This window comes from uncultured Roseibium sp. (assembly GCF_947496995.1).
Taxonomy (GTDB): domain Bacteria; phylum Pseudomonadota; class Alphaproteobacteria; order Rhizobiales; family Stappiaceae; genus Roseibium.
Genome location: NZ_CANMFD010000005.1, coordinates 337,858 through 358,189, shown reverse-complemented (window position 1 = coordinate 358,189; position 20,332 = coordinate 337,858). Strand labels below are relative to the sequence as shown.

General features: G+C 60.7%; 22 protein-coding genes. 11 read left to right on the top strand and 11 right to left on the bottom strand.

Going from position 1 to position 20,332, the window contains the following annotated elements:
- Positions 1-58: 58 nt before the first annotated feature.
- On the bottom strand, positions 59-568 hold the full coding sequence (locus tag Q1B40_RS20480) for an arsenate reductase ArsC (protein WP_299818690.1): 510 nt from the start codon (positions 566-568) through the stop codon (positions 59-61).
- 1 nt (position 569) lies between these two features.
- Entirely contained in the window at positions 570-923 is a 354-nt protein-coding gene (locus Q1B40_RS20475; protein WP_299819130.1) for a helix-turn-helix transcriptional regulator, read from the bottom strand.
- Positions 924-1,082: 159 nt separating this feature from the next.
- Between Q1B40_RS20475 and Q1B40_RS20470 the strand changes: the two genes are divergently transcribed.
- From Q1B40_RS20470 to Q1B40_RS20445, 6 genes are all read left to right on the top strand, one after another.
- On the top strand, positions 1,083-2,165 hold the full coding sequence (locus Q1B40_RS20470) for a pyridoxal-phosphate dependent enzyme (protein ID WP_299818687.1): 1,083 nt from the start codon (positions 1,083-1,085) through the stop codon (positions 2,163-2,165).
- On the top strand, positions 2,158-3,300 hold the full coding sequence (locus Q1B40_RS20465; protein WP_299818684.1) for a Xaa-Pro peptidase family protein: 1,143 nt from the start codon (positions 2,158-2,160) through the stop codon (positions 3,298-3,300). Before Q1B40_RS20470 ends, Q1B40_RS20465 begins: the two co-directional genes overlap by 8 nt.
- A gap of 14 nt (positions 3,301-3,314) precedes the next feature.
- Complete coding sequence (locus tag Q1B40_RS20460) at positions 3,315-4,058, top strand: Asp/Glu racemase (protein WP_299818681.1); 744 nt, start codon at positions 3,315-3,317, stop codon at positions 4,056-4,058.
- A gap of 111 nt (positions 4,059-4,169) precedes the next feature.
- Complete coding sequence (locus tag Q1B40_RS20455; protein ID WP_299818678.1) at positions 4,170-4,307, top strand: hypothetical protein; 138 nt, start codon at positions 4,170-4,172, stop codon at positions 4,305-4,307.
- A 107-nt stretch (positions 4,308-4,414) separates the two neighbouring features.
- A complete protein-coding gene (locus tag Q1B40_RS20450; protein ID WP_299818675.1) occupies positions 4,415-5,449 on the top strand; it encodes an aspartate-semialdehyde dehydrogenase in 1,035 nt (344 codons plus the stop codon).
- Between the two features lie 428 nt (positions 5,450-5,877).
- Complete coding sequence (locus Q1B40_RS20445; RefSeq protein ID WP_367279167.1) at positions 5,878-7,518, top strand: methyl-accepting chemotaxis protein; 1,641 nt, start codon at positions 5,878-5,880, stop codon at positions 7,516-7,518.
- Positions 7,519-7,647: 129 nt separating this feature from the next.
- Here Q1B40_RS20445 and Q1B40_RS20440 read toward each other — a convergent pair whose 3' ends face one another.
- The 5 genes from Q1B40_RS20440 to Q1B40_RS20420 form a co-directional block, all read right to left on the bottom strand.
- A complete protein-coding gene (locus Q1B40_RS20440; protein WP_299819127.1) occupies positions 7,648-8,304 on the bottom strand; it encodes a carbonic anhydrase in 657 nt (218 codons plus the stop codon).
- Positions 8,305-8,499: 195 nt separating this feature from the next.
- Positions 8,500-8,805 (bottom strand): transcriptional regulator, encoded by a 306-nt coding sequence (locus Q1B40_RS20435; protein WP_299819124.1) that lies wholly within the window; start codon positions 8,803-8,805, stop codon positions 8,500-8,502.
- A 10-nt stretch (positions 8,806-8,815) separates the two neighbouring features.
- Positions 8,816-9,805, bottom strand: a complete 990-nt coding sequence (locus tag Q1B40_RS20430) for a sodium-dependent bicarbonate transport family permease (RefSeq protein WP_299818668.1) — start codon at positions 9,803-9,805, stop codon at positions 8,816-8,818.
- A 150-nt stretch (positions 9,806-9,955) separates the two neighbouring features.
- Positions 9,956-10,333 carry a hypothetical protein gene (locus tag Q1B40_RS20425; RefSeq protein ID WP_299818665.1) on the bottom strand — a complete coding sequence of 126 codons (378 nt, stop codon included), beginning with the start codon at positions 10,331-10,333 and terminating at the stop codon, positions 9,956-9,958.
- Between the two features lie 254 nt (positions 10,334-10,587).
- Positions 10,588-12,585 carry a protein meaA gene (locus tag Q1B40_RS20420; RefSeq protein WP_299818662.1) on the bottom strand — a complete coding sequence of 666 codons (1,998 nt, stop codon included), beginning with the start codon at positions 12,583-12,585 and terminating at the stop codon, positions 10,588-10,590.
- 287 nt (positions 12,586-12,872) lie between these two features.
- Here Q1B40_RS20420 and ccrA point away from each other — a divergent pair, with 287 nt between their 5' ends.
- Positions 12,873-14,168, top strand: coding sequence for a crotonyl-CoA carboxylase/reductase (ccrA, locus tag Q1B40_RS20415; RefSeq protein ID WP_299818659.1), 1,296 nt, complete (start codon positions 12,873-12,875; stop codon positions 14,166-14,168).
- 155 nt (positions 14,169-14,323) lie between these two features.
- On the opposite strand, the gene Q1B40_RS20410 is transcribed toward ccrA, so the two are convergent.
- The gene (locus Q1B40_RS20410) at positions 14,324-14,998 is read right to left on the bottom strand and encodes a class I SAM-dependent methyltransferase (RefSeq protein ID WP_299818656.1); all 675 of its coding nucleotides are present in this window, start codon (positions 14,996-14,998) and stop codon (positions 14,324-14,326) included.
- Between the two features lie 258 nt (positions 14,999-15,256).
- Between Q1B40_RS20410 and Q1B40_RS20405 the strand changes: the two genes are divergently transcribed.
- Complete coding sequence (locus tag Q1B40_RS20405; RefSeq protein ID WP_299818653.1) at positions 15,257-15,793, top strand: CAP domain-containing protein; 537 nt, start codon at positions 15,257-15,259, stop codon at positions 15,791-15,793.
- A gap of 72 nt (positions 15,794-15,865) precedes the next feature.
- Here the strand turns inward: Q1B40_RS20405 and Q1B40_RS20400 are convergent, their stop codons facing one another.
- Positions 15,866-16,309, bottom strand: coding sequence for an SH3 domain-containing protein (locus Q1B40_RS20400; RefSeq protein WP_299818650.1), 444 nt, complete (start codon positions 16,307-16,309; stop codon positions 15,866-15,868).
- Between the two features lie 493 nt (positions 16,310-16,802).
- On the opposite strand from Q1B40_RS20400, the gene Q1B40_RS20395 reads away from it, so the two are divergent.
- On the top strand, positions 16,803-17,294 hold the full coding sequence (locus tag Q1B40_RS20395; protein ID WP_299818647.1) for a hypothetical protein: 492 nt from the start codon (positions 16,803-16,805) through the stop codon (positions 17,292-17,294).
- A gap of 39 nt (positions 17,295-17,333) precedes the next feature.
- Here Q1B40_RS20395 and Q1B40_RS20390 read toward each other — a convergent pair whose 3' ends face one another.
- A complete protein-coding gene (locus Q1B40_RS20390; protein WP_299818644.1) occupies positions 17,334-17,879 on the bottom strand; it encodes a winged helix-turn-helix transcriptional regulator in 546 nt (181 codons plus the stop codon).
- 40 nt (positions 17,880-17,919) lie between these two features.
- Between Q1B40_RS20390 and Q1B40_RS20385 the strand changes: the two genes are divergently transcribed.
- On the top strand, positions 17,920-18,294 hold the full coding sequence (locus Q1B40_RS20385; protein ID WP_299818641.1) for a VOC family protein: 375 nt from the start codon (positions 17,920-17,922) through the stop codon (positions 18,292-18,294).
- Positions 18,295-18,436: 142 nt separating this feature from the next.
- Here Q1B40_RS20385 and Q1B40_RS20380 read toward each other — a convergent pair whose 3' ends face one another.
- Positions 18,437-19,168, bottom strand: a complete 732-nt coding sequence (locus tag Q1B40_RS20380) for a GH25 family lysozyme (RefSeq protein WP_299818638.1) — start codon at positions 19,166-19,168, stop codon at positions 18,437-18,439.
- A 332-nt stretch (positions 19,169-19,500) separates the two neighbouring features.
- Here Q1B40_RS20380 and xth point away from each other — a divergent pair, with 332 nt between their 5' ends.
- A complete protein-coding gene (xth, locus tag Q1B40_RS20375) occupies positions 19,501-20,310 on the top strand; it encodes an exodeoxyribonuclease III (RefSeq protein ID WP_299818635.1) in 810 nt (269 codons plus the stop codon).
- The last annotated feature ends 22 nt before the right edge of the window (positions 20,311-20,332 follow it).

The following is a 20,332-nucleotide window of genomic DNA, read 5'->3' as shown; positions in this document are numbered from 1 at the left end:
GGGTATCGCCTCGTAAATGAAGACGAAAGGGCATCCGCCAGTTCTTCAGGCAGTGCCTTCAGGCCGGTTCGCGGGTGGTCTTGCCGATCTCGTCGAGCCTCCTCTGCAGGGAAAGTTTGTCGAGAGAGGCCATGGGCAGGCTTGTCATGATCGAGATACGGGTGTTGAGCATCCGGAACGCCTCGTTGAAGGCGACCTGCCGTTCCGCATCAGTGCCTTCCACCGCCGCCGGATCCGGCAGCCCCCAGTGGGCCGACACCGGCTGGCCCGGCCAGACGGGGCAGCTTTCCTTGGCGGCGTTGTCGCAGACGGTGAAAACGAAATCCATGACCGGAGCCCCCGGCTCGGCAAATTCGCTCCAGTCCTTGGAACGCAGGCCATCGGTCTTGAAGTTCAGCTTCTCCAGCAGTGCCAGAGCTTCCGGACGCACCTCGCCGGCAGGATTGGATCCGGCGGAATAGGCCTTGAACCGGCCCCCTCCGTCACGGTTCAGAATGGCCTCGGCCATGATGGACCGGGCGGAATTCCCGGTGCAGAGAAACAACACGTTATAAACACCGTCAGACATTTCAATCTCCTTGTACGAACGACGGTTTCCGGCAAGCCACCGCTTCAAGGACCTGCGCGCAAAGCTCCGGGTGACCACCACAGCAGTCGGCCATCAAAAACGTCAGCAAACCCTTCGTTGTCTCCATGTCGGCGAAATAGCGGACAGCACGGCCCTCGCGCTCGTTCCGAACCAGACCTGCCTGCAGCAGCACTGACAGATTGGCCGACATCGTGTTTTGGCGAACGCCCAGCGCTTCGCCAATGTCCCCGGCCACCATCCCTGTGGGGCCTGCGCCGACCAGCAGACGAAACACTTCCAACCGGGTTTTCTGACTGAGCGCCCCAAAGGCGCTCAAGGCGTCATTCACATCTATATCCATAATTCATGATATCTCGATATTTCGATTCTTTTCAAGCCCGGAAATCACTTTTGTGAAGCCGCAACCCGGCATCGCCCTGTCCTGGCAAAAGGAAGACTTGAATTCAGGCGCCACTGCTGATGACCTGCAGGCACAACAGCATCGGGGAAGAGCATGCACGCACTCGACAATCCCTGGCGGGGCAAGGGCCTGCCGGAAAACGCAGACCTCGCCGTCGGCGACATCTCCGACACAGCCTCGGAAGCATCCTCTTTTCTCGAAAGGAGTCCCGACGGACAGCCCTCTCCGCTTCTGGATGCGGCGGATCTTGCCGGGATTTTCGGTATCGGTGCGCTTTCCATCAAGGACGAACGCAACCGGATGGGACTTGGCAGCTTCAAGGCGCTGGGCGCAGCCTATGCGATCGCCAAACGGGCTGGCCGGAAAGTCCGTGACGGCAGTGCCGAAGACCTTGGCAATGCTCTAGAAGGCATGACCTTCGCTTGCGCAAGCGCGGGCAATCACGGTCTTTCTCTTGCCGCCGGTGCCCCGCTCTACGGAGCGAAGGCTGCTGTCTTCGTCTCCGAAACGGTCCCTGAGGCCTTTGCCGTCAGACTGCGGCAGAAGGGCGCCAAGGTCGTAAGAAGCGGCGCGACTTATGAGGACAGCATGTCCGAAGCGGCCAGGCAGGCCGAGGCCAACGGCTGGACCCTCCTTCCCGACAGCACCTGGCCGGACATGACCGAAGCCGGCCGTGACGTAATGGAAGGCTACCTGATCATGGGGGAGGAAATTTCACGGCAGATGCCGGAACCGCCGACCCATGTCTTCCTGCAGGCCGGCGTCGGCGGTCTTGCGGCCGCCTGCGCCCTGAGCGCCCGCACCACCTGGGGGCCGGAGGTGACCATAGTAGTGGTGGAGCCGGACGCCGCCCCCGCCCTTCTGGCCGGCATCAAGGCGGGAAAAGCGGTCACCGCTCCCGGCCCGGTGTCCATCATGGGACGTCTCGACTGCAAAGAGCCCTCACATCTCGCGCTGAAATACCTCGCCCGGGAAGCCGACTGGTTCACGACGATTTCAGACGCGGAAGTGGCGGACACCGTCGCCTTGCTTGCTGCGCACAACCTGGCGACCACACCTTCGGGCGCCGCCGGGATCGCCGCCCTGCATCATGCGGGCCCGCATGCCGCCGCCCTGGGTCTGGGACCGGGCTCACGCTTCCTCTGCTATCTTTCGGAAGGCCCGGAGGATGTCTGACGCGGATTTTCCCGAGACCGAATTCGCCGCGCGCACCGAGCGCGCTCAGCAGGCCATGCACGCAGCCGGTCTGGACGCGCTTTTCTTCACAACCGAGGCGGAGGTCCGCTATTTTTCCGGGTTCAGGACACTGTTCTGGCAGAGCCCGACCCGGCCCTGGTTTCTGGTGCTGCCGGCAAAAGGCAAGCCAATTGCCGTAATCCCGCAGATCGGTGCTCATCTCATGGCTACCACATGGCTGGACGACATCAGGACCTTTTCCGCCCCGCACCCGGTGGACGAGGGGATTGGACTGCTGACAGATGTCCTGAAAGACTTTGAGACAATCGGGATGCCAATGGGCCGCGAAAGCAGCCTGCGCATGCCGCTTGAAGACTTCCACTCTCTGCAGACCCGCCTTGCGGGCTCCGAGTTCATCAACGCCACCGGCCTGATCCAGAGCCTCCGGATGGTGAAATCGGAGGCCGAACTCGAAAAGCTGCGCAGCATCTGTGCAATCGGATCTGCGGCTTTCGCCAGGGCGCCGGACCTCTTCCAGAAGGGCCAGACACTCAAGGACGCGTTTCGGGCGTTCCGGATCGAACTCCTTGCCCAGGGCGCCGACGATGTCCCCTATCTTGTCGGCGGCGCCGGCAAGGATGGCTATGGCGACGTGATTTCTCCACCGACCGGTCAGGCGCTGGAGGAAGGCGATGTGTTTATGCTCGACACCGGAGCGACCCGGGACGGCTATTTCTGCGATTTCGACCGTAATTTCGCCATCGGTCATGCGACGGAAGTCGTCAGGCGTGCCCATGAAACGCTGGTGGCGGCGGTCCGCGCCGCCACGGCCGTAGCCAGACCCGGCAGGACCTGCGCCGACCTCTATCGCGCCATGGCTGAAACGATCGGCCAGGGAGAGGGCGATGTCGGGCGTCTCGGCCACGGCCTTGGAATGCAGCTCACCGAAGCGCCGTCCCTGACCGGTTTCGACGACACGGTCCTGCAGGAGCGCATGGTCCTGACACTGGAACCCGGCATCGATCTGGGCAACGGAAAAATGATGGTGCATGAGGAGAACATCGTGATCCGCGACGGCGCGCCGGAGTTCCTCAGCCTTCCCGCCGGGCCGGACATCCCGGTGATCCTCAATTGAAGCGGAGTCCCTCCATGAAACTGCCGTTCAAGCTCGATGACGACACGCAGCGCAAAAAATCTCTCGGCCTGATCGTCTTGTCCGTGGACGAAACCATCGAGGATGAGTTCCGGCCGTTGTTCAGCCGCGACGACGCGACGCTCTATCACAGCAGGATCGAAAGTGCGCCCGAAGTGACCTCGGAAACCCTTGCAGGGATGAAGGACCGGCTTGCGGACGCCGCACGTCTCCTGCCTACAACCCGGCCGCTCGATGTTGTCGGCTATGCCTGCACTTCCGGCGCGACGGTCATCGGGTCCGATCAGGTCGCCGCAACGCTTCACTCCGTTCAGCCCGGCGCCGCCGTCACGGATCCGGCACGTGCGGTCATCGCCGCCCTGCATCGCCTGAATGTGTCGGCGATCGGGGTGGTCTCTCCCTATGTCGCCGAAGTCTCTGACGCGATCTGCGCATTGCTGGCGCAAAACCGGCTGTCCCCGGTCAAAGTCGGCTCCTTCGGCCAGGCGGAAGAAGCCGTCGTTGCCCGGATCGCGCTGCAATCGGTTGAAGACGCCATATGCGCGGTCGGCGAGGACCCGTGCGTCGAGGCTGTCTTTGCCTCCTGCACCAACCTTCGCACCCTGAAGGTACTTGAACGCTGCGAACAGCGTCTCGGCAAGCCGGTGATAAGCTCAAATCAGGCCCTTGCCTGGCACATGATGACGCTCGCGGTCCTTCCCGTGAAAGGAGCAGGACCCGGCCGGCTCTTCAACTGCTGACAATTCAACGTCTGAGTGGGGATTGTCGCCGATACGGCTTTCCCGGTTGACTCTTGTGGAATTCCGGGCAAAAACAGCGCCGTCTCAAGTTTTGACGATTGCGAGCTTCCAATGATCCGGCTGAAAGCCGACATTCTGGATATGATGTCCAAGGCCCTTGCCAGCGCGACCTTCCTGCGCGGCGAGACCCCGACGGCTGCCGTAACCGCTTTTAAAACGACAACCAAGACAACCAAAACCACCGCCTGACGGTGCCGCTCATCCCGCCTCCCCGGGGATGGGAGGTACCGGGAGCCGGTCACGCCCATTCAACTCGGGCGGCTGGTGATGCGGGGAGACGGACAAGGACTTATCCAATGGGTTTCAAGATCGCAATCGCAGGCGCCACCGGCAATGTCGGCCGCGAAATGCTGGACATTATCGCCGAGCGCGGGTTTCCGGCCGATGAAGTCGTCGCCCTCGCCTCCCGCCGTTCCCAGGGAACGGAAGTTTCCTTCGGCGACAGGACGCTGAAGGTTCAGGCGATGGAGAATTACGACTTCTCCGACACCGATATCTGCCTGATGTCCGCAGGTGGCACCGTGTCCAAGGAATGGTCGCCGAAGATCGCCGCCAAGGGCTGTGTCGTCATCGACAACTCCTCCGCATGGCGTTACGACTCGGACGTGCCGCTGATCGTGCCGGAAGTGAACGCCGACGCGATCACCGGTTTTTCCAAAAAGAACATCATCGCCAACCCCAACTGCTCCACCGCGCAGCTCGTCGTGGCACTGAAGCCGCTGCATGATCACGCGAAGATCAAGCGCATCGTCGTCTCCACCTACCAGTCCGTTTCAGGCGGTGGCAAGGAAGCGATGGAAGAGCTGTTCAACCAGACCCGCGCGATTTTCGTCAACGATCCGATCGAGCCGAGCAAGTTCACCAAGCGCATCGCCTTCAACGTCATTCCGCATATCGATGACTTCATGGAAGACGGCTACACCAAGGAAGAATGGAAGGTGCTGGCCGAAACCAAGAAGATGCTCGACCCGGCCATCAAGGTGACCTGCACCGCCGTCCGCGTTCCTGTCTTCATTGGCCATTCGGAAAGCGTCAACATCGAATTCGAGAACGAGATCTCGGCTGACGAAGCACGCAACATCCTGCGCGAAGCGCCCGGTTGCCTGGTGATCGACAAGCATGAAGACGGTGGCTACATCACGCCCTATGAAAGCGCCGGTGAAGACGCGACCTACATCTCCCGCATCCGCGAGGACGCGACGGTCGAAAACGGCCTGAACCTGTGGGTCGTCTCCGACAACCTGCGCAAGGGAGCAGCCCTCAACACTGTTCAGATCGCCGAAGTGCTGATCAACCGTGGCCTGATCACGCCGAAGAAGGCTGCAGCCTGATAGTCTTCGAACACATCCCGTGTTCATTCATATGAGCACCGACTGATTGAACGGGCGCCATCGGGCGCCCGTTTTTCTTTTGATCAACCGTCTCGTCCACCCCGTCGAGGCGGGAAACAGGCCGCAAAGCGATATATCTGCCGGAAGCATTGGCGGCTCTTTCGCACACGACTTTCTGCGGCCTGAGACTCCCGTCCATTGAAGACCGGAGATTACAAATATCTCGCTAATTTTACCTAGAGAAACCCTAGTAAGAGGTAAATATAGGCGAGGACAACTTAGGGTATAATTCGTTTTCCCAATATTTACGAACTCTCGATATAAGATATTCAAATTCGTTTAGAGGGGCCAACATGAAAAGTCTGTATTCACGCTTAAGCATTACCGCGACTCTTGCAATCATAGCAACGGGACTACTTGTAACCTCGATGTTCGTTGTAGGAGTGATCCTGTACCAGGTGGCCTCCGGCCAGGCGCAGGACACCGCTCTCAAAAAGCAGGACGTCAACCTGCGTGTTGCGGCCACCCTGCTGGAAGAACGCATTGAGGGTGCGCGGGTAACATGGACCTCCACCGGGAACGTTTCAAAGATCGAACTCACTGAAATCCCGGGTTTCGACAACCACGACATGATTGACTCGATCGGACGCATGACGGGCGAGACGGCGACCGTGTTTGCATGGGATCCGGAAACCCAGGACTTCTGGCGCAAGTCGACCAATATCATCAAGGGCGACGGCAACCGCGCAGTCGGTACGCCGCTCGGCAAGACCGGGGCCGTTTATCCGATCGTGACGAAGGGCAAGACCTTCCACGGCCAGGCCAACATTCTCGGCAAGGATTATTACACCGTCTATCAGCCGATCTTCTCGACCAAGGGCGAGACCATCGGCATTCTCTATGCCGGTGTCGAAAAGGCAGCCGTTGAGGCAAATGTCACCGAACTCATGAGCCGCTACATCCTGTGGGCACTTCCCGTGATGCTGGTGTCCATGTTGCTGCTGATCTACGCGATCCGCCAGCAGATGCGTCCGATCACGAAGCTTGCAGAAATCACCGGCGAGATTGCCCAGGACAATCTGGACATCGAGGTGCCTTATGAAGGCCGCACCGATCAGATCGGCGTTCTCGCGAATGCGGTCAACACGCTGAGATCACGCGCCATGGAGCGGCTGGAACTTGCGGACCAGCAGAAACACTCCGAAGCGGCGGCCATGGGACGGCAGAGCGCTGTCCAGGACCTCATCGGTGCTTTCCGGAACAACATTTCCAACGTTCTGAATTCCGTCGACGAAACCGTCCACGGCCTCGAAGGCACCGCCGGCCGGCTCTCGGATCTCTCGGGCCAGAGCGCGACAAGCGCGACGGAAACCCTGAACTCCGCAGACGATGCGACATCCAGCGTTCAGACCGTGGCAAGCGCCGCCGAAGAGCTCTCCGCATCCATCGGTGAAATCTCCCGCCAGGTGTCCCAGACCACCGAAGTCGTCGGCCGCGCCACTGAAGGCACCCGGGTGACCAACGAAAAGGTCGAGGGCCTTGCGGCCTCCGCCTCGAAGATCGGTGAAGTGGTCACGCTCATTCAGGCCATCGCCGAGCAGACCAACCTCCTGGCGCTCAATGCCACGATCGAGGCGGCAAGGGCCGGAGAAGCAGGCAAAGGCTTTGCCGTCGTCGCGGCGGAAGTGAAGGAACTGGCGACCCAGACCTCCAAGGCAACCGAAGAGATCAGCGCCCAGATCACGGCGATCCAGGAAGCCACCAAGGAATCCGTCAGCGCCATCGCCGAGATCACCACGATCATGGAAGAGGTGAATTCCTACACCGGCACCATCGCGGCTGCCGTCAACGAACAGGGTTCCGCTACCGGCGAGATTTCCCAGAATGCCCAGAAGGCGGCGGAAGGCACGACCTTCGTCTCCTCGCGCATGTCGGACCTCTCCAGCACGGTGAACGAGACATCGGAATCCTCACGGGCGGTTCTGGATGCTTCGGGCCTGCTCTCCTCCCGGACGGACGAACTGAAGCAGGAAGTCGAAAACTTCCTGAAGAACGTCGCAGCGGCCTGAACGCACTTCGACCGAACAACAACACAAAAGAGCGCGGCTGCTGCCGCGCTCTTTTTTTATCCGGCCGCGCCGTCGACGGCCGCTGAAGTAACATATCTGGCCCCCAGCCTTGCGGAGGGAGCTCTGTTGTCAGCCTGTGATGACCTCGGGTTCGGCTTTTTCGAACCGCTGGCTCTCCGGGCTCATGACCCTGAGCTCACCCGATCCGATATCGAACCAGGCGCCATGCAGCTCAAGGGTGCCCTGCTCGAGCGCCTGTTCGACGAAGGGGAAGGTTCTCAGGTTCTTCAGTGACTGGCGGATGCCCGCGTATTCCATGGCAAGCTGCGGATCGTCCGCCTTGTCGATCGGCATGCAGGCCATGGCGATGGCTGCAGGTTCAAGAAGCTTGATCCAGCGGCCGATGAACTTTCCGGTTTCCATCGGTGCATTGGCGTTTTCACGAAAAGCCGTCACGCCGCCGCACTGGCCATGACCCATGACAACGATATGTTTGACCTTGAGCCCCTCGACGGCGAATTCTATCGCCGCACTGGTGCCGTGCTGGCCTTCCGTGTCCTCGTAAGGCGGCACCAGATTGGCGACATTGCGAACCACGAACAGTTCTCCCGGACCGACATTAAATATGCCTTCCGGCGTCACCCGGCTGTCGCAGCAGGAAATCACCATGACTTCGGGAGTCTGGCCGTAAAGCGCGAGGCGCTCATGGGTTTCCCTGTTCCGAACGAAGCCTTTGCCCAGATAACGGCCGTAGCCTTCCAAGAGATGTACCGGAAAATTCAAGATGCCTGTCTCCCAAACCCGTGCCTGCCGCCCGAAACCTGCCTGACGTTGGCAAGGTTCATATCATTTGACATGCGGAATGCAAATCAGCCGGAGAGCTGACCCGTTTATCGGCAAACAGGAGGTAAAGGCCATCCTGCCGCCTCGCGGCGGACGGCCCGGCACCGGTGCAGCTGAGCGGCGCGCCGTCGGGCAGGCTCAGAACCGCTCGGCCCGCAGCACGGCGCAGTCGCTGACGGAAATGACGCCGATATGCCGTTCGACCACCGTAAAGGCTGCTTCCAGAAGCGCGTCGAGCCGGTCCGGGCGAATGATACAGATGATGGCGACCATCCCGCCGGCGCGCGAGACCTGGCCTTCGCGGCTCCAGCGTCCGGAACTGCCGCTCCCGCCCATGACCGGCAGGATCGTGTAGCCGGTGACACCGGCGCAGTCGAGCGCGTCGGTGAGCCGGGTTTCCATCGGCGCCTCGATGATGATTTCGACCCGCTTGGCGTCGTTCATGTCCACGAGCTTATCCTCCGATTGCCTGGGCGATGCTGAGATAGAGGGGAATGCCTATCGTCAGGTTGAACGGAAAGGTAATCCCCAGCGACATGGTCAGGTAGATGGACGGATTGGCCTCGGGCAGGGCGACGCGCATGGCTGCCGGCACCGCGATATAGGATGCCGACGCACTGAGCGTCATCAGCAGCACGGTGCCTCCTGTCGAAAGACCGATCAGGCTGGCCGCAGCAAGACCCGCGACCGATCCGATCATGGGCATCAGGATCCCGAACCCGATCAGGCCCGGCCGCAGCTCTTTGGCGCTTGCCCTGAGCCCACGTCCTGCAACCAGGCCCATATCCAGAAGGAACAGGCAAAGCACCCCCTTGAAGGGAGCGACGATGAAGCTTTCGATTTCGGCAAGGCCCTTGGGCCCGGACAGGAAGCCGATGACGAAAGATCCGACCAGAAGAACGATCGAGCCGTTGAGCATGATTTCCCGCCAGAGACCCGAGTTTCTGCCGGACTGACCCGTTCCGTCCGAGGAAGCCCGTGAGGCGAGCCAGAGCGCCGAAAGGATGGCAGGCGCTTCCATCACGGCGGCGACCGCCACAAGATAGCCTTCGCTTGCCATACCCTGGCTCTGCAGCACCGAAGTGGCTGCCACGAAGGTGACGATGGAAATGGAACCATAGTGGCCCGCGACCGCAGCCGCATCGATGGTACTGAGCGAGGTCATCACCCGCAGGAGGCCAAAAGCCGCAAAAGGAATGGCGAAGGAGAGCACCAATCCGGCCAGGAGCGACATCAGCAGGCCGGCGTCGATGCCGTGGCCGTTGACGCTGACCCCGCCCTTGAACCCGATGGCGAAAAGCAGGTAGATCGACAGGGCTTTCGCCGCTGCTTCCGGCACCGACAGGTCGGATCGGACCAATGCCGCCCCGAGGCCCAATGCAAAAAACAGGATGATCGGGGACAGCAGGTTCTGCGCCGCCAGGCCTAGTATCGTTTCTGCCAAGGCCGTGAGGTCCCCCGTGTCCCGAAACATGGCGGCGCAATCCGTTACCGCGCCGCAATACGCATTCATACGTATCCAGCGCGATATGGGAAGCCTGACGAACCCGTCAAGGGTTTTTCAGGAGGTTTCGCCCACGGTTAATACCTTTGGTCAGGTCGCCACGTTCACTTCATGCGGGGCTTCATCTTCGCCGTGATCTTCATAGGCATGGCGGATATTGCCTGCCGGCAACCGGTCGACCGGTCCGCGAAGCGGGTTTACAGGTCCGTGGTCTATGCCGGGCTCAAGCACCTGCAGGGCTGTCGCCCGGTAGGCGGCAACGCCGTCCAACGTGTGGTTCACGGTGTGATGAGAGTCGATAAGAACAGCCGGTCCATCATCGGACAGTCCGGTATCGGGTTCATGGCGCTCTGCGGACTCACTCTTTTTTCTGCGCTCGTGGCCGGTCCCGTCACCGTCCCGATCCGCTGGATACTCTGTCGCATGCGCCACGACTTGGGCCGAGAGCGGCCTTTCGATCGTCGCCATTTCCGGCCTCCTGGCCATCAGAGAATTACCGCCTTCTGGCGGAACCTTGCCAGTCTCTCAACAAAGGGTTAACAAAGCTTTACAGAAGGTTAACCCGTTGTTTCAGGTAAGAAAAAACCGCATGGATCCAGCAAACCGGTGAGCCCGGAACAGCAGATGCACAAGGTTGCGCAAGCAAATCTGGACGGCGGCACCCTCTCAACGCTGTTCCGCAGATCCGAACAATTGATCCGAAGTCAGGTCGGAACCCCGACCTATGCCGCCTGCTCGGCTTTGCTGCCGACGATCCTGACCACGTCTGCCATGATATCGGTGAGCTGGAAGTCCTTCGGCGTATAGACCGCCGCAACACCCATGGCCTTCAGCCGGCTGGCGTCCTCATCGGGAATGATACCGCCGACGACGACCGGGATATCCACCGCATCGGCTGCCCGCAGGCGGTCCATCACGTCGCCCACAAGCGCCAGATGCGAGCCGGACAGAATCGAGAGCCCGATGACATGCACGTCCTCCTCCACCGCTGCGTTGACGATCTGCGCAGGCGTCAGGCGGATGCCTTCATAGACGACTTCCATGCCGCAATCGCGCGCCCTGACGGCAATCTGCTCCGCGCCGTTGGAATGCCCGTCGAGACCGGGTTTCCCGACCAGGAATTTCAGCCGGCGGCCCAGCCTGCCGCTTACGGCTTCGACCGCGCTGCGGACCGCCGCCAGATCGCCGGCATCGTTGCGCACTGCCTGCCCGACCCCCGTGGGCGCCCGGTATTCTCCGAAGACCTCGCGCAGGACGCGGCCCCATTCACCGGTGGTGACACCGGCTTTCGCCGCCGCGATGGACGGCTCCATGATGTTGCGGCCTTCCCGCGCGGCGCTTTCCAGTTCGGTCAGTGCCGACGCGACTGCTGCGGCATCGCGCGCGTCCCGCCAGGCTTTCACCTTGCCGACAGCCTCTTCTTCCACGTGCTCGGCCACGGTCAGGATGCCCCCGTCCTCTCCGCCGGCAAGGGGAGACGGCTCGCTGTCGGTCCACTTGTTGACGCCGACAACGACCTGTTCTCCGGCCTCGATTGCCGCCAGCCGCGCCGAATTGGCTTCCACCAGTTGACGCTTCATGTAGCTGGAATCGACGGCGGCAACGGCCCCGCCCATGGCGTCGATACGGGCAAGCTCCTCGCGCGCCTCCGCCTTGAGCGCTTCCACCTTTCTGGTGATCTCCGAAGAGCCTTCGAAAATATCGCCGTACTCAAGGAGGTCGGTCTCGAAAGCGACGATCTGCTGCATGCGCAAAGACCATTGCTGATCGAACGGCCGGGGCAGGCCCAGCGCCTCGTTCCAGGCCGGCAGTTGCACGGCGCGGGCGCGGGCGTTCTTGGAAAGCACCACGGCAAGCATTTCGATCAGGATACGGTAGACGTTGTTTTCCGGCTGCTGTTCGGTCAGCCCCAGCGAATTCACCTGAACCCCGTAGCGGAAGCGACGGTAGCGTTCGTCCTCCACGCCGTAGCGCTCAAGGCAGATCTCGTCCCATAATTCGGTGAAGGCGCGCATCTTGCACAGTTCGGTGATGAAGCGCATGCCCGCATTGACGAAGAACGAGATCCGCCCCACCGCCTTCGGGAATTCCTCTTCCGGGATAGCCCCGCTCGCCTTCATGGAATCCAGGATGGCGACGGCTGTCGCCAGCGCGAAGGACAGCTCCTGCACCGGTGTCGCGCCTGCTTCCTGCAAATGATAGGAGCAGACGTTCATCGGGTTCCATTTCGGCATGTTGGAATAGGTCCAGGCGATCACGTCCGTCGTCAGCCGCAGGGACGGCGCCGGCGGGAACACATAGGTGCCGCGGGAAAGGTATTCCTTGATGATGTCGTTCTGGGTGGTCCCGGACAACAGTTTGCGGTCCGCGCCCTGTTCGTCCGCCGCAGCGATGTACAACGACAGCAGCCAGGGTGCGGTGGCATTGATCGTCATGGACGTGTTCATGCGCTCCAGGGGGATCTCGTGAAACAGGGCGCGCATGTCGCCCAGATGGGCGACCGGTACGCCGACCTTGCCCACTTCACCGCGCGCCAGAAGGTCGTCCGGATCGTAACCGGTCTGCGTCGGCAGGTCGAAGGCAACCGACAGGCCTGTCTGACCCTTGGCAAGATTACCACGGTAGAGCTTGTTCGATTCAGCGGCGGTCGAATGACCCGCATAGGTCCTGAATATCCAGGGACGGTCGCGTCCCGCGCCGCTGCCACCTTCTGAACTCATGCCGCTTATCCTCCTAAGGCCTTCTACCGCCTGTTTTTTTGTATTTCAGCACACCCTTTGGCCCGGTTTGCAATCCCAAGGCGAAAGTGTGCCGGAGTTTGCACAGCTGCGAAACCCCTAATGTGCAATGCAAAATATGCTTGGAGTCAAAACGCAAGTTAAGCAATAGTCGTATAGTGTGCAGCGACTTTTTGAACAATAGTTGCGCAAAATCGGGTTCAGGCCCTGTAAATCCTTGTGCACTTGCGAAGGGGTGCCGCAGACAACAGCCCTGGGAGGGGAGCAGAATGACAGCAGCAGCCGAAGCCAATGACAACCGAACACGTGAGGACGCTCCGGTGAAAGACCTTTATGAAATCGGTGAGATCCCGCCTCTCGGCCACGTTCCCAAGAACATGTATGCCTGGGCCATCCGGCGCGAGCGTCACGGCCCACCGGAAGAGGCCATGCAGCTTGAGGTCGTACCGACCTGGGAACTGGACAGCCACGAGGTTCTGGTTCTGGTGATGGCGGCCGGTGTCAATTACAACGGCATCTGGGCCGGTCTCGGGGAACCGATCAGTCCGTTCGATGGCCATGGCGCGCCCTATCATATCGCCGGCTCGGACGCGTCCGGGATCGTCTGGGCGGTTGGCGACAGGGTCAAGCGCTGGAAGGTCGGCGACGAGGTCGTCGTACATTGCAATCAGGATGACGGCGACGACGAGGAATGCAACGGCGGCGACCCGATGTTCTCCACCTCGCAGCGCATCTGGGGTTACGAGACGCCGGACGGCTCCTTCTCGCAGTTCACCCGCGTGCAGGCCCAGCAGCTCATGCCGCGGCCAAAGCACCTGACCTGGGAGGAAAGCGCCTGCTACACGCTGACGCTCGCCACTGCCTACCGCATGCTGTTCGGCCATCACCCGCATGAGCTGAAGCCGGGCCAGAACGTCCTTGTCTGGGGCGCTTCCGGCGGGCTCGGCTCCTACGCCATCCAGCTCATCACTGCAGCCGGCGCCAATGCCATCGGCGTGATTTCCGACGAGGACAAACGCCAGTTCGTCCTCGACCTTGGCGCCAAGGGCGTGATCAACCGCAGGGACTTCAACTGCTGGGGCCAGCTACCGAAGGTCAATTCGGCCGAATATGCCGACTGGTTCAAGGAAGTCCGCAAGTTCGGCAAGGCGATCTGGGATATCACCGGCAAAGGCAACAATGTCGACATCGTCTTCGAGCACCCGGGTGAGGCAACCTTCCCGGTCTCGACCTTCATCTGCAAAAAGGGTGGCATGGTCGTGATCTGCGCGGGCACATCCGGCTTCAACTGCACCTTCGACGTCCGCTACATGTGGATGCACCAGAAGCGTCTGCAGGGCTCCCATTTCGCCCACCTGAAGCAGGCTTCGGCCGCCAACAAACTGATGATCGAGCGACGCATCGATCCCTATATGTCGGAAGTCTTCCCCTGGGACCAGATCCCCAAGGCGCACACCAAGATGTGGAAGAACGAACATGCCCCTGGCAACATGTCCGTCCTCGTCTGCGCCCCGACCACCGGACTGCGCACCTATGAGGATGTTCTGGAGGCCTCCAACCGCTGATTTCGGAACGGGGGGTCGCCCTCGTTCGGATACCGGGTATTCAAAAGCTCCCGAAAGGCTGTCCAGCAGCCGGCCAGCCCGCTCCGGCGGGCTGGCCATTTGTTTGAAGGGTTCAACCCCGGCGTTCCTGAACCGGTGACGCAGGGTATCTGCAGCTACTTCGCGTAGCCAACCCAGCCCTTGAACGTGAAAGCAGAATAGAACAACTCGACGTCGCAAAAGCCCGCCTCCCGCAGCAGCGCGGCGTCTTCTTCAGGCGGAAGAACCGGCAACCGCTCCTTCATGGCCGCGATGCCGTTTTCGGTCTGTGCGTCGGGCATGCCTGATGCCGCCGCGAAAGCGGCATAGCGGGCAAGCCACCTGTCCTTGCTCCTGGTATCGTTGGGGAAACTGTGATGCGCGGCAATGAAGGCCGCACCGGGCTTGAGGCGGCGTTTTATCTCGCGCAGGGTCCTCAAACGGTCCTCCGCTTCGAGAAAATGAAGCGTGAGAAGGCAGGCCGCACCGTCGAAAAGGTCTTCCGGCGCGTTTTCGATATATCCTTCCAAAAACTGCACCCGCTCCGCATGAGCCCCGAGTTCGGCCCGCGCCTGATCCAGCATTTCCGCTGAAGGATCCACACCACAGAAGCGCCAATCCGGGTACATTCCTGCGAACGCTTTCAGTTCAAGCCCGCCGCCGGCGCCTAGAACCAGGATGCGCCCCGCCTCAGGAGACCGTTCGGCCAGCAAAAGCGCCCCCATGCGATGCAGGTCCGCGAGGCCCGGCACGAGCCGCGCTGTCCTTTGCCCATATCCCGACACTGCGACGGGGTCCGAAAATGATGTCATGGAGGATCTCCTGCTTCTTCCCGCTTGAATCTTTTACACCTGCGCCGCGAGAATGCCTCCCCGGCAACATGTCAGAAGACATCCACCGGATATGGGACTGTTTGACCGATCAGGAAACGCCGGAAGTCTTTCCAGGGACGATACACGGGGGCTTGTTCACCGCTTTCACGGGATCGCCGCAATTCTGCTCACTTGTCGTCCCATCACCTTGCCGGCGGGGCGAATCATGTCCCTGACAAACGCGGGAAATTCAAAATCTTGGCAGAAAATCCTATCGGGCACCGATCCCTGACCCTTGCGGCCGCCGGCGCGCTCGCACTTTTGGTAGCCGCCTGCACGAGCGACCGCATTCAGACACCGCCCTTTTACCAGGATCTGGCGCGGGTCGACGGCCAGGTGGATGCCGCCACTGCCGCGCAGATGATTTCCCAATACCGGATCAACAGCGGTCTCGGCCCGGTGACACCCGATCCGCAGCTTTCCGCGATCGCCGCGACACAGGCCGACGCCATGGCGGCCGCGGGCAACGTGAATGCCTCGCTCGCCTCCGGCCAGCAACTGGCGACGCGCATGATCTCCATCGGCGAGCCGAAAACGGCGGCCTCCGAAAATGTCAGCGGCGGCTACCGCACATTCGCGGAAGCTTTCTCCGGTTGGCGGGAATCTCCCAAGCACAACGAAGTGCTGCTGATGAAGGACGCAACGCGGCTGGGCATCGCGACCGCCTATGCGCCCAATGCCAAGCACAAGGTGTTCTGGTCACTGGTGATGGCAGCGCCCAAACCGGCACAGTAAGTCGACCACCAGGCCTTTCCGCAGCGTGTCGCGTTCAAGCGCTTCCGTGAATTCAGTTTACCGCGACAGTCTCTAATAGACCTGATGTTCGAAATAGCGCGGCGGATAGCCCGGATAACGTGGCCTGTAGGGAGCCGGTCGCTCCGGCTGCACCACGACCGGCGGGCGGTAGTCCGGGTAGTTGCGTTGATAGCGCGGCACGCCGATATAGACCCCGGCATTCGGGATCGGCCGGCCGTAGTAGGCACCGTCACCGCCATAGTTGAGGTATTTGCCCGACACCCAGCCCTTCGCATTGGTGAAGGCGGCATCGCACCATTTGTAATCGGGGGTACAGCCGAAAATCGTCACACCGCCGCCACGCGGTACGGTGGTGATGACCGGGTAGTTGGTGCCCGGACCGGCGCGCATGTTGAGATTGGCGGTCGTATAGGCAATCGCCGGACGGGATTGGGCGGCGGCCGGCAGCGCCGTCAGGACCACCGCGATCAACGTCAGCGACAAGCGGATCAACATATCAAAACTCCGAAAATCTAATACCAACCGCAGTTGATAGGAACCCATTTGACCGCGTTGGGAGGTTGTTCGGCAAGGAGCACGTCGCAGGGCGATGTGGATCATCGGCCAAGACGCGCGACGCGGCAGAACAACCTCCAAACGCGGCCTTCGGTGGCTTGTTCCGGCTCGCCGAGCAGCGTTGCGCTGCTTGATCGGTCAACCAGACCGTTCCGCGCAGCGCGCCTCGTCGGCGAAGCGCAACAACGCCATCAAATGGGTCCCTATCAACTGCGGTTGGTATAAGCCCCGACACCATCAAGCAATTGAGTATACAACGTGGCGAAAATATAGCGCTGCATCGTTTCTCCTATCTGTCTTCCCCCGGATGATTGCTCACCTGGCTTGCGTCCGGCTTGCGTTCGCGGCTTGATGGGACCGGATGCGAAGCGTTTTCCACGCAGGAAGCGCTTGTCATTCAATTGAAACGGGGAAAGTTACGGGGCACATCACCATGCAAAGAATTCGAATGATCGCGGCCATTCTTGCCACTTCGGTGCTGGGCCTGGCCGCCCTCACCTTCCCGGCAGCCGCCCTTGATGCCCATGCGGGATATTATTACCCGGTGCCTCAAACCCGGGAGGCCTATGTTTCCGAACTCGCACCCGCGCCGGACGCCAGCAAGAAATCGCGCGCCGCGTTCGTCATCGGCCTGGCAAGCAAGAATGAAGAGCGCAACTCCCTCGTCGGCTACCATCTCTTCGCCAAGGGAGCCGACCTTGAGAAGCTGATTATCGTGGCAACCGGCGATGGCCAGTACGACACGCTGTACCGGCTGCGCGCCCTGCTGGCTTCGCTGACATCCATGGCCCGGTCAACGGAGATCTTCGCACGCTCCACCCAGCCGCAGGAACTGAATTTCCTCGACTTCTGCAAGCTGATCGGCTTCACGCAGGTCACGGTCAGCAATGGCAGGGACATTGCTCACCAGATCACGATCCGTTAAGCTGGGTCGACGTCTCCAAAGTCTGTGGACATTCAAGTTTCACAGATTAGAGTGGCTCAGTCCTATGGCCCGGTTGATTGTCTGCCCCGCATTCACCGCCTGATAGGTCGGAAATGGCGTGCGCTGTGACACATCGATCTCACGCCGAAGCCACTCCCGTTCTTCAAGCATTCCCAGTGACTTGGAAAGTGCGCGATCGGTAATCGCACCCAAACCGGACCTGATGGTGGAAAACCGGCTGGGAGCTTCCGTCAGCGCCAGGATGGGCACGGGCCAGCTTCGTTTCAAAATATCAAACCCATCCTCGCCCGGCGCTGCTTCCAGGATGCGGTGGGCCATGGCGGCGACCACCTTGCCTTGCTCCGTCAGCCGGAACTCCGGCCGGAGCGGGTGGCCATGGCCCGGGTTCCTCTCCAACAGTCCCAGCTGGGCCAGGTGCTCCAGGCTGGCGGCAAAGGCACTGCGCGACGCCGAGGTCGCTGCGATCAACGGTGCCTGGCGGCCCGGAACGCCGGAATGCAGCAACCCCAGAATTTTCAAGGACCAGGCTTTCGATGTCAGCTTGACAAGCAGCGGCATATCCATGAATTATAGCTACTATATTTTTACTACATAGGAAAGTGTCATGCCAGTTGTTTCTCTGGAAAACACCATCACCCTCGCCCTGTCTGTGCGTGACCGCCATGCCAGTGCGGAGTGGTATGAAAAGAACCTGGGCTTCCAGCTGCTCATGCATATCGATGAGGCCGGCTGGAGCGAAATGCAGACCAAGACGGAAGGCGTCACCCTTGGACTGGGCGAGCAGACGGAACCGTCTCCGGGCAACATGGTGCCGGTTTTTGGTGTTGCGGATATTGCGTCGGCCCGGGCGGCCCTTGAAAAGGAGGACGTGAAATTCGACGGCGAGACAGAAACCATAGAGGGCATGGTCAGCACCGCCACATTCTACGATCCGGACGGTAATGCGCTCATGCTGGCGCAGGATCTGACAAAACAATAGTTTTCGGCCGAACCGGTGGCTTCGGAAGAACTCGCGCGCTTGTTGCCGGCCGCCAAGCGCCATTTCGACGACACGACAAACAATTCAGGACGTGTGAGGGTTTTCTCACACGTCTTTTTCGTTGCTTCAGGCCGGAAACGCTCTAGCGTTTCAGCTTGCCGTTCAGCCAGTCGCGAAACTGGGACTTTGTGCCGAAGAAGGCATTCCGGTCCACATCGCCGCGAATACCGGGCACGGACCCTTCCGCCGTATACTGCCAGAACACCCAGTCCTCACGCTGCTCGTAGATGTTGTTCGGGTAGGTGGCGACCGAGCGCAACCAGAATTGCTCGCCCTTGAGCGCGCCGACAAGCCTGTCCCGATGGAAGTCGACCGAGGAGTAGATCACCGGCCGCTTGCCGTAATACTTTTCCATCTCGTCCAGGAATATCTTCATGTCGCGCAAGATCTGCGACCGACCGGGCCGCGTCGTGCATGTCTTGGAATGGGCGTTCCATTCCATGTCCAGAACCAGCGGAAGCGCTTCCGGGTCGCGGGGAACGATTTCCTTGACCCAGGAAATCTGCTCCTCCACCGGCCGGCAGAAATAATAGAAGTGATACGCGCCGCGCGGTACACCGGCCTGGCGGGCACCGACCCAGTTCTCGACAAAGCGCGGATCCACATGGTCGCCACCTTCCGTCGCCTTGATCCAGGCGAAGGCAACACCCGACTGTTTCGCCCTCGCCCAGTCGATGTCCCCCTGCCAGCGCGAGATGTCGATGCCGTGGACCGCAAAGTCCTCCGGAGTCGGATCTGGAAAGTCGTAAGCGGAACAGGATCCTAGAAATATGAATCCGACGATGGAACAAAAGGTCTTAATCAGGGGCAGCACAGCGTCCTCGACAAGGTTAAGAAAAACTTGTTTTAACGGCTCAAAATGCCCGTGATTTCCTAACGGAGCGTGGACAAAATCGCGTTTTTCCGGCAAAGGCATCCGCCCATTTGTGCCAGGAGCACTGATTAAGGCCTGATTGCGGCAGATGAAGGACATAACCGGGGAACTGGTCTTGGGGCTCGCCCTGACCGTTCTCCCGGCCGGCATCGCCTCTTGCGGGCACAAGCGGCAGCGCTCCCGACGACACACCCGAAGACTGAAATCCGTTGCACTCCCGGACCGAATCCTTATGACTTGGAGGACCTTAAATTCTCTCCGGCAAGGACCTCATGACCGACCGTCTCAAGCTCGTCACCTGGAACATCAACTCCGTGCGTCTGCGCATGCCGATTGTGGAACAGCTGATCGAGGAAATCGCGCCGGACGTGATCTGCCTTCAGGAAACCAAGTGCCCGGACGCCAATTTCCCGGAAAACGCTTTCCGCAAAGCCGGCTTCGAGCATATGGCCATCAACGGCCAGAAGGGCTACCACGGCGTCGCAACCCTTTCAAAGCTGCCGCTGAGCAACGTGGAAAAACGCGGCTTCTGCGACATGGGCGACAGCCGCCATGTCGCGGTGGATGTTCCCTTCAACGGTGCCAGCATGCGCGTGCATAATTTCTACGTGCCCGCTGGCGGTGACGAACCGGACCGCACGATCAATCCGAAATTCGGCCACAAGCTCGATTTCATGGCAGAAATGCAGGGCTGGCTCACCGGAGCGGAAACGGAAAAGCCCGCCGTTCTCGTCGGCGACCTCAACGTCGCCCCCTTCGAGCACGACGTCTGGTCTCACAAAAAGCTTCTGAAAGTGGTCTCCCATACGCCGGTCGAGACCGAGCTGCTGGAAGAAATCCGCAAGGCCGGTGACTGGCTGGACGCCATGCGCCAGTTCACGCCGCTGGACGAAAAGCTCTACACTTGGTGGAGCTACCGGGCGAAGGACTGGTCGTTGGCCGACAAGGGCCGACGTCTCGACCACGTCTGGGTCTCGCCGCCTCTGGCACCGCATATCAGGAGCACGACCGTCCTGCGCGACGCCCGCGGCTGGGAAAAACCGTCGGACCACGCTCCGGTGATCGCGGAATTCTCGATCTGAGGCACCCCGCCACCCTGCAACC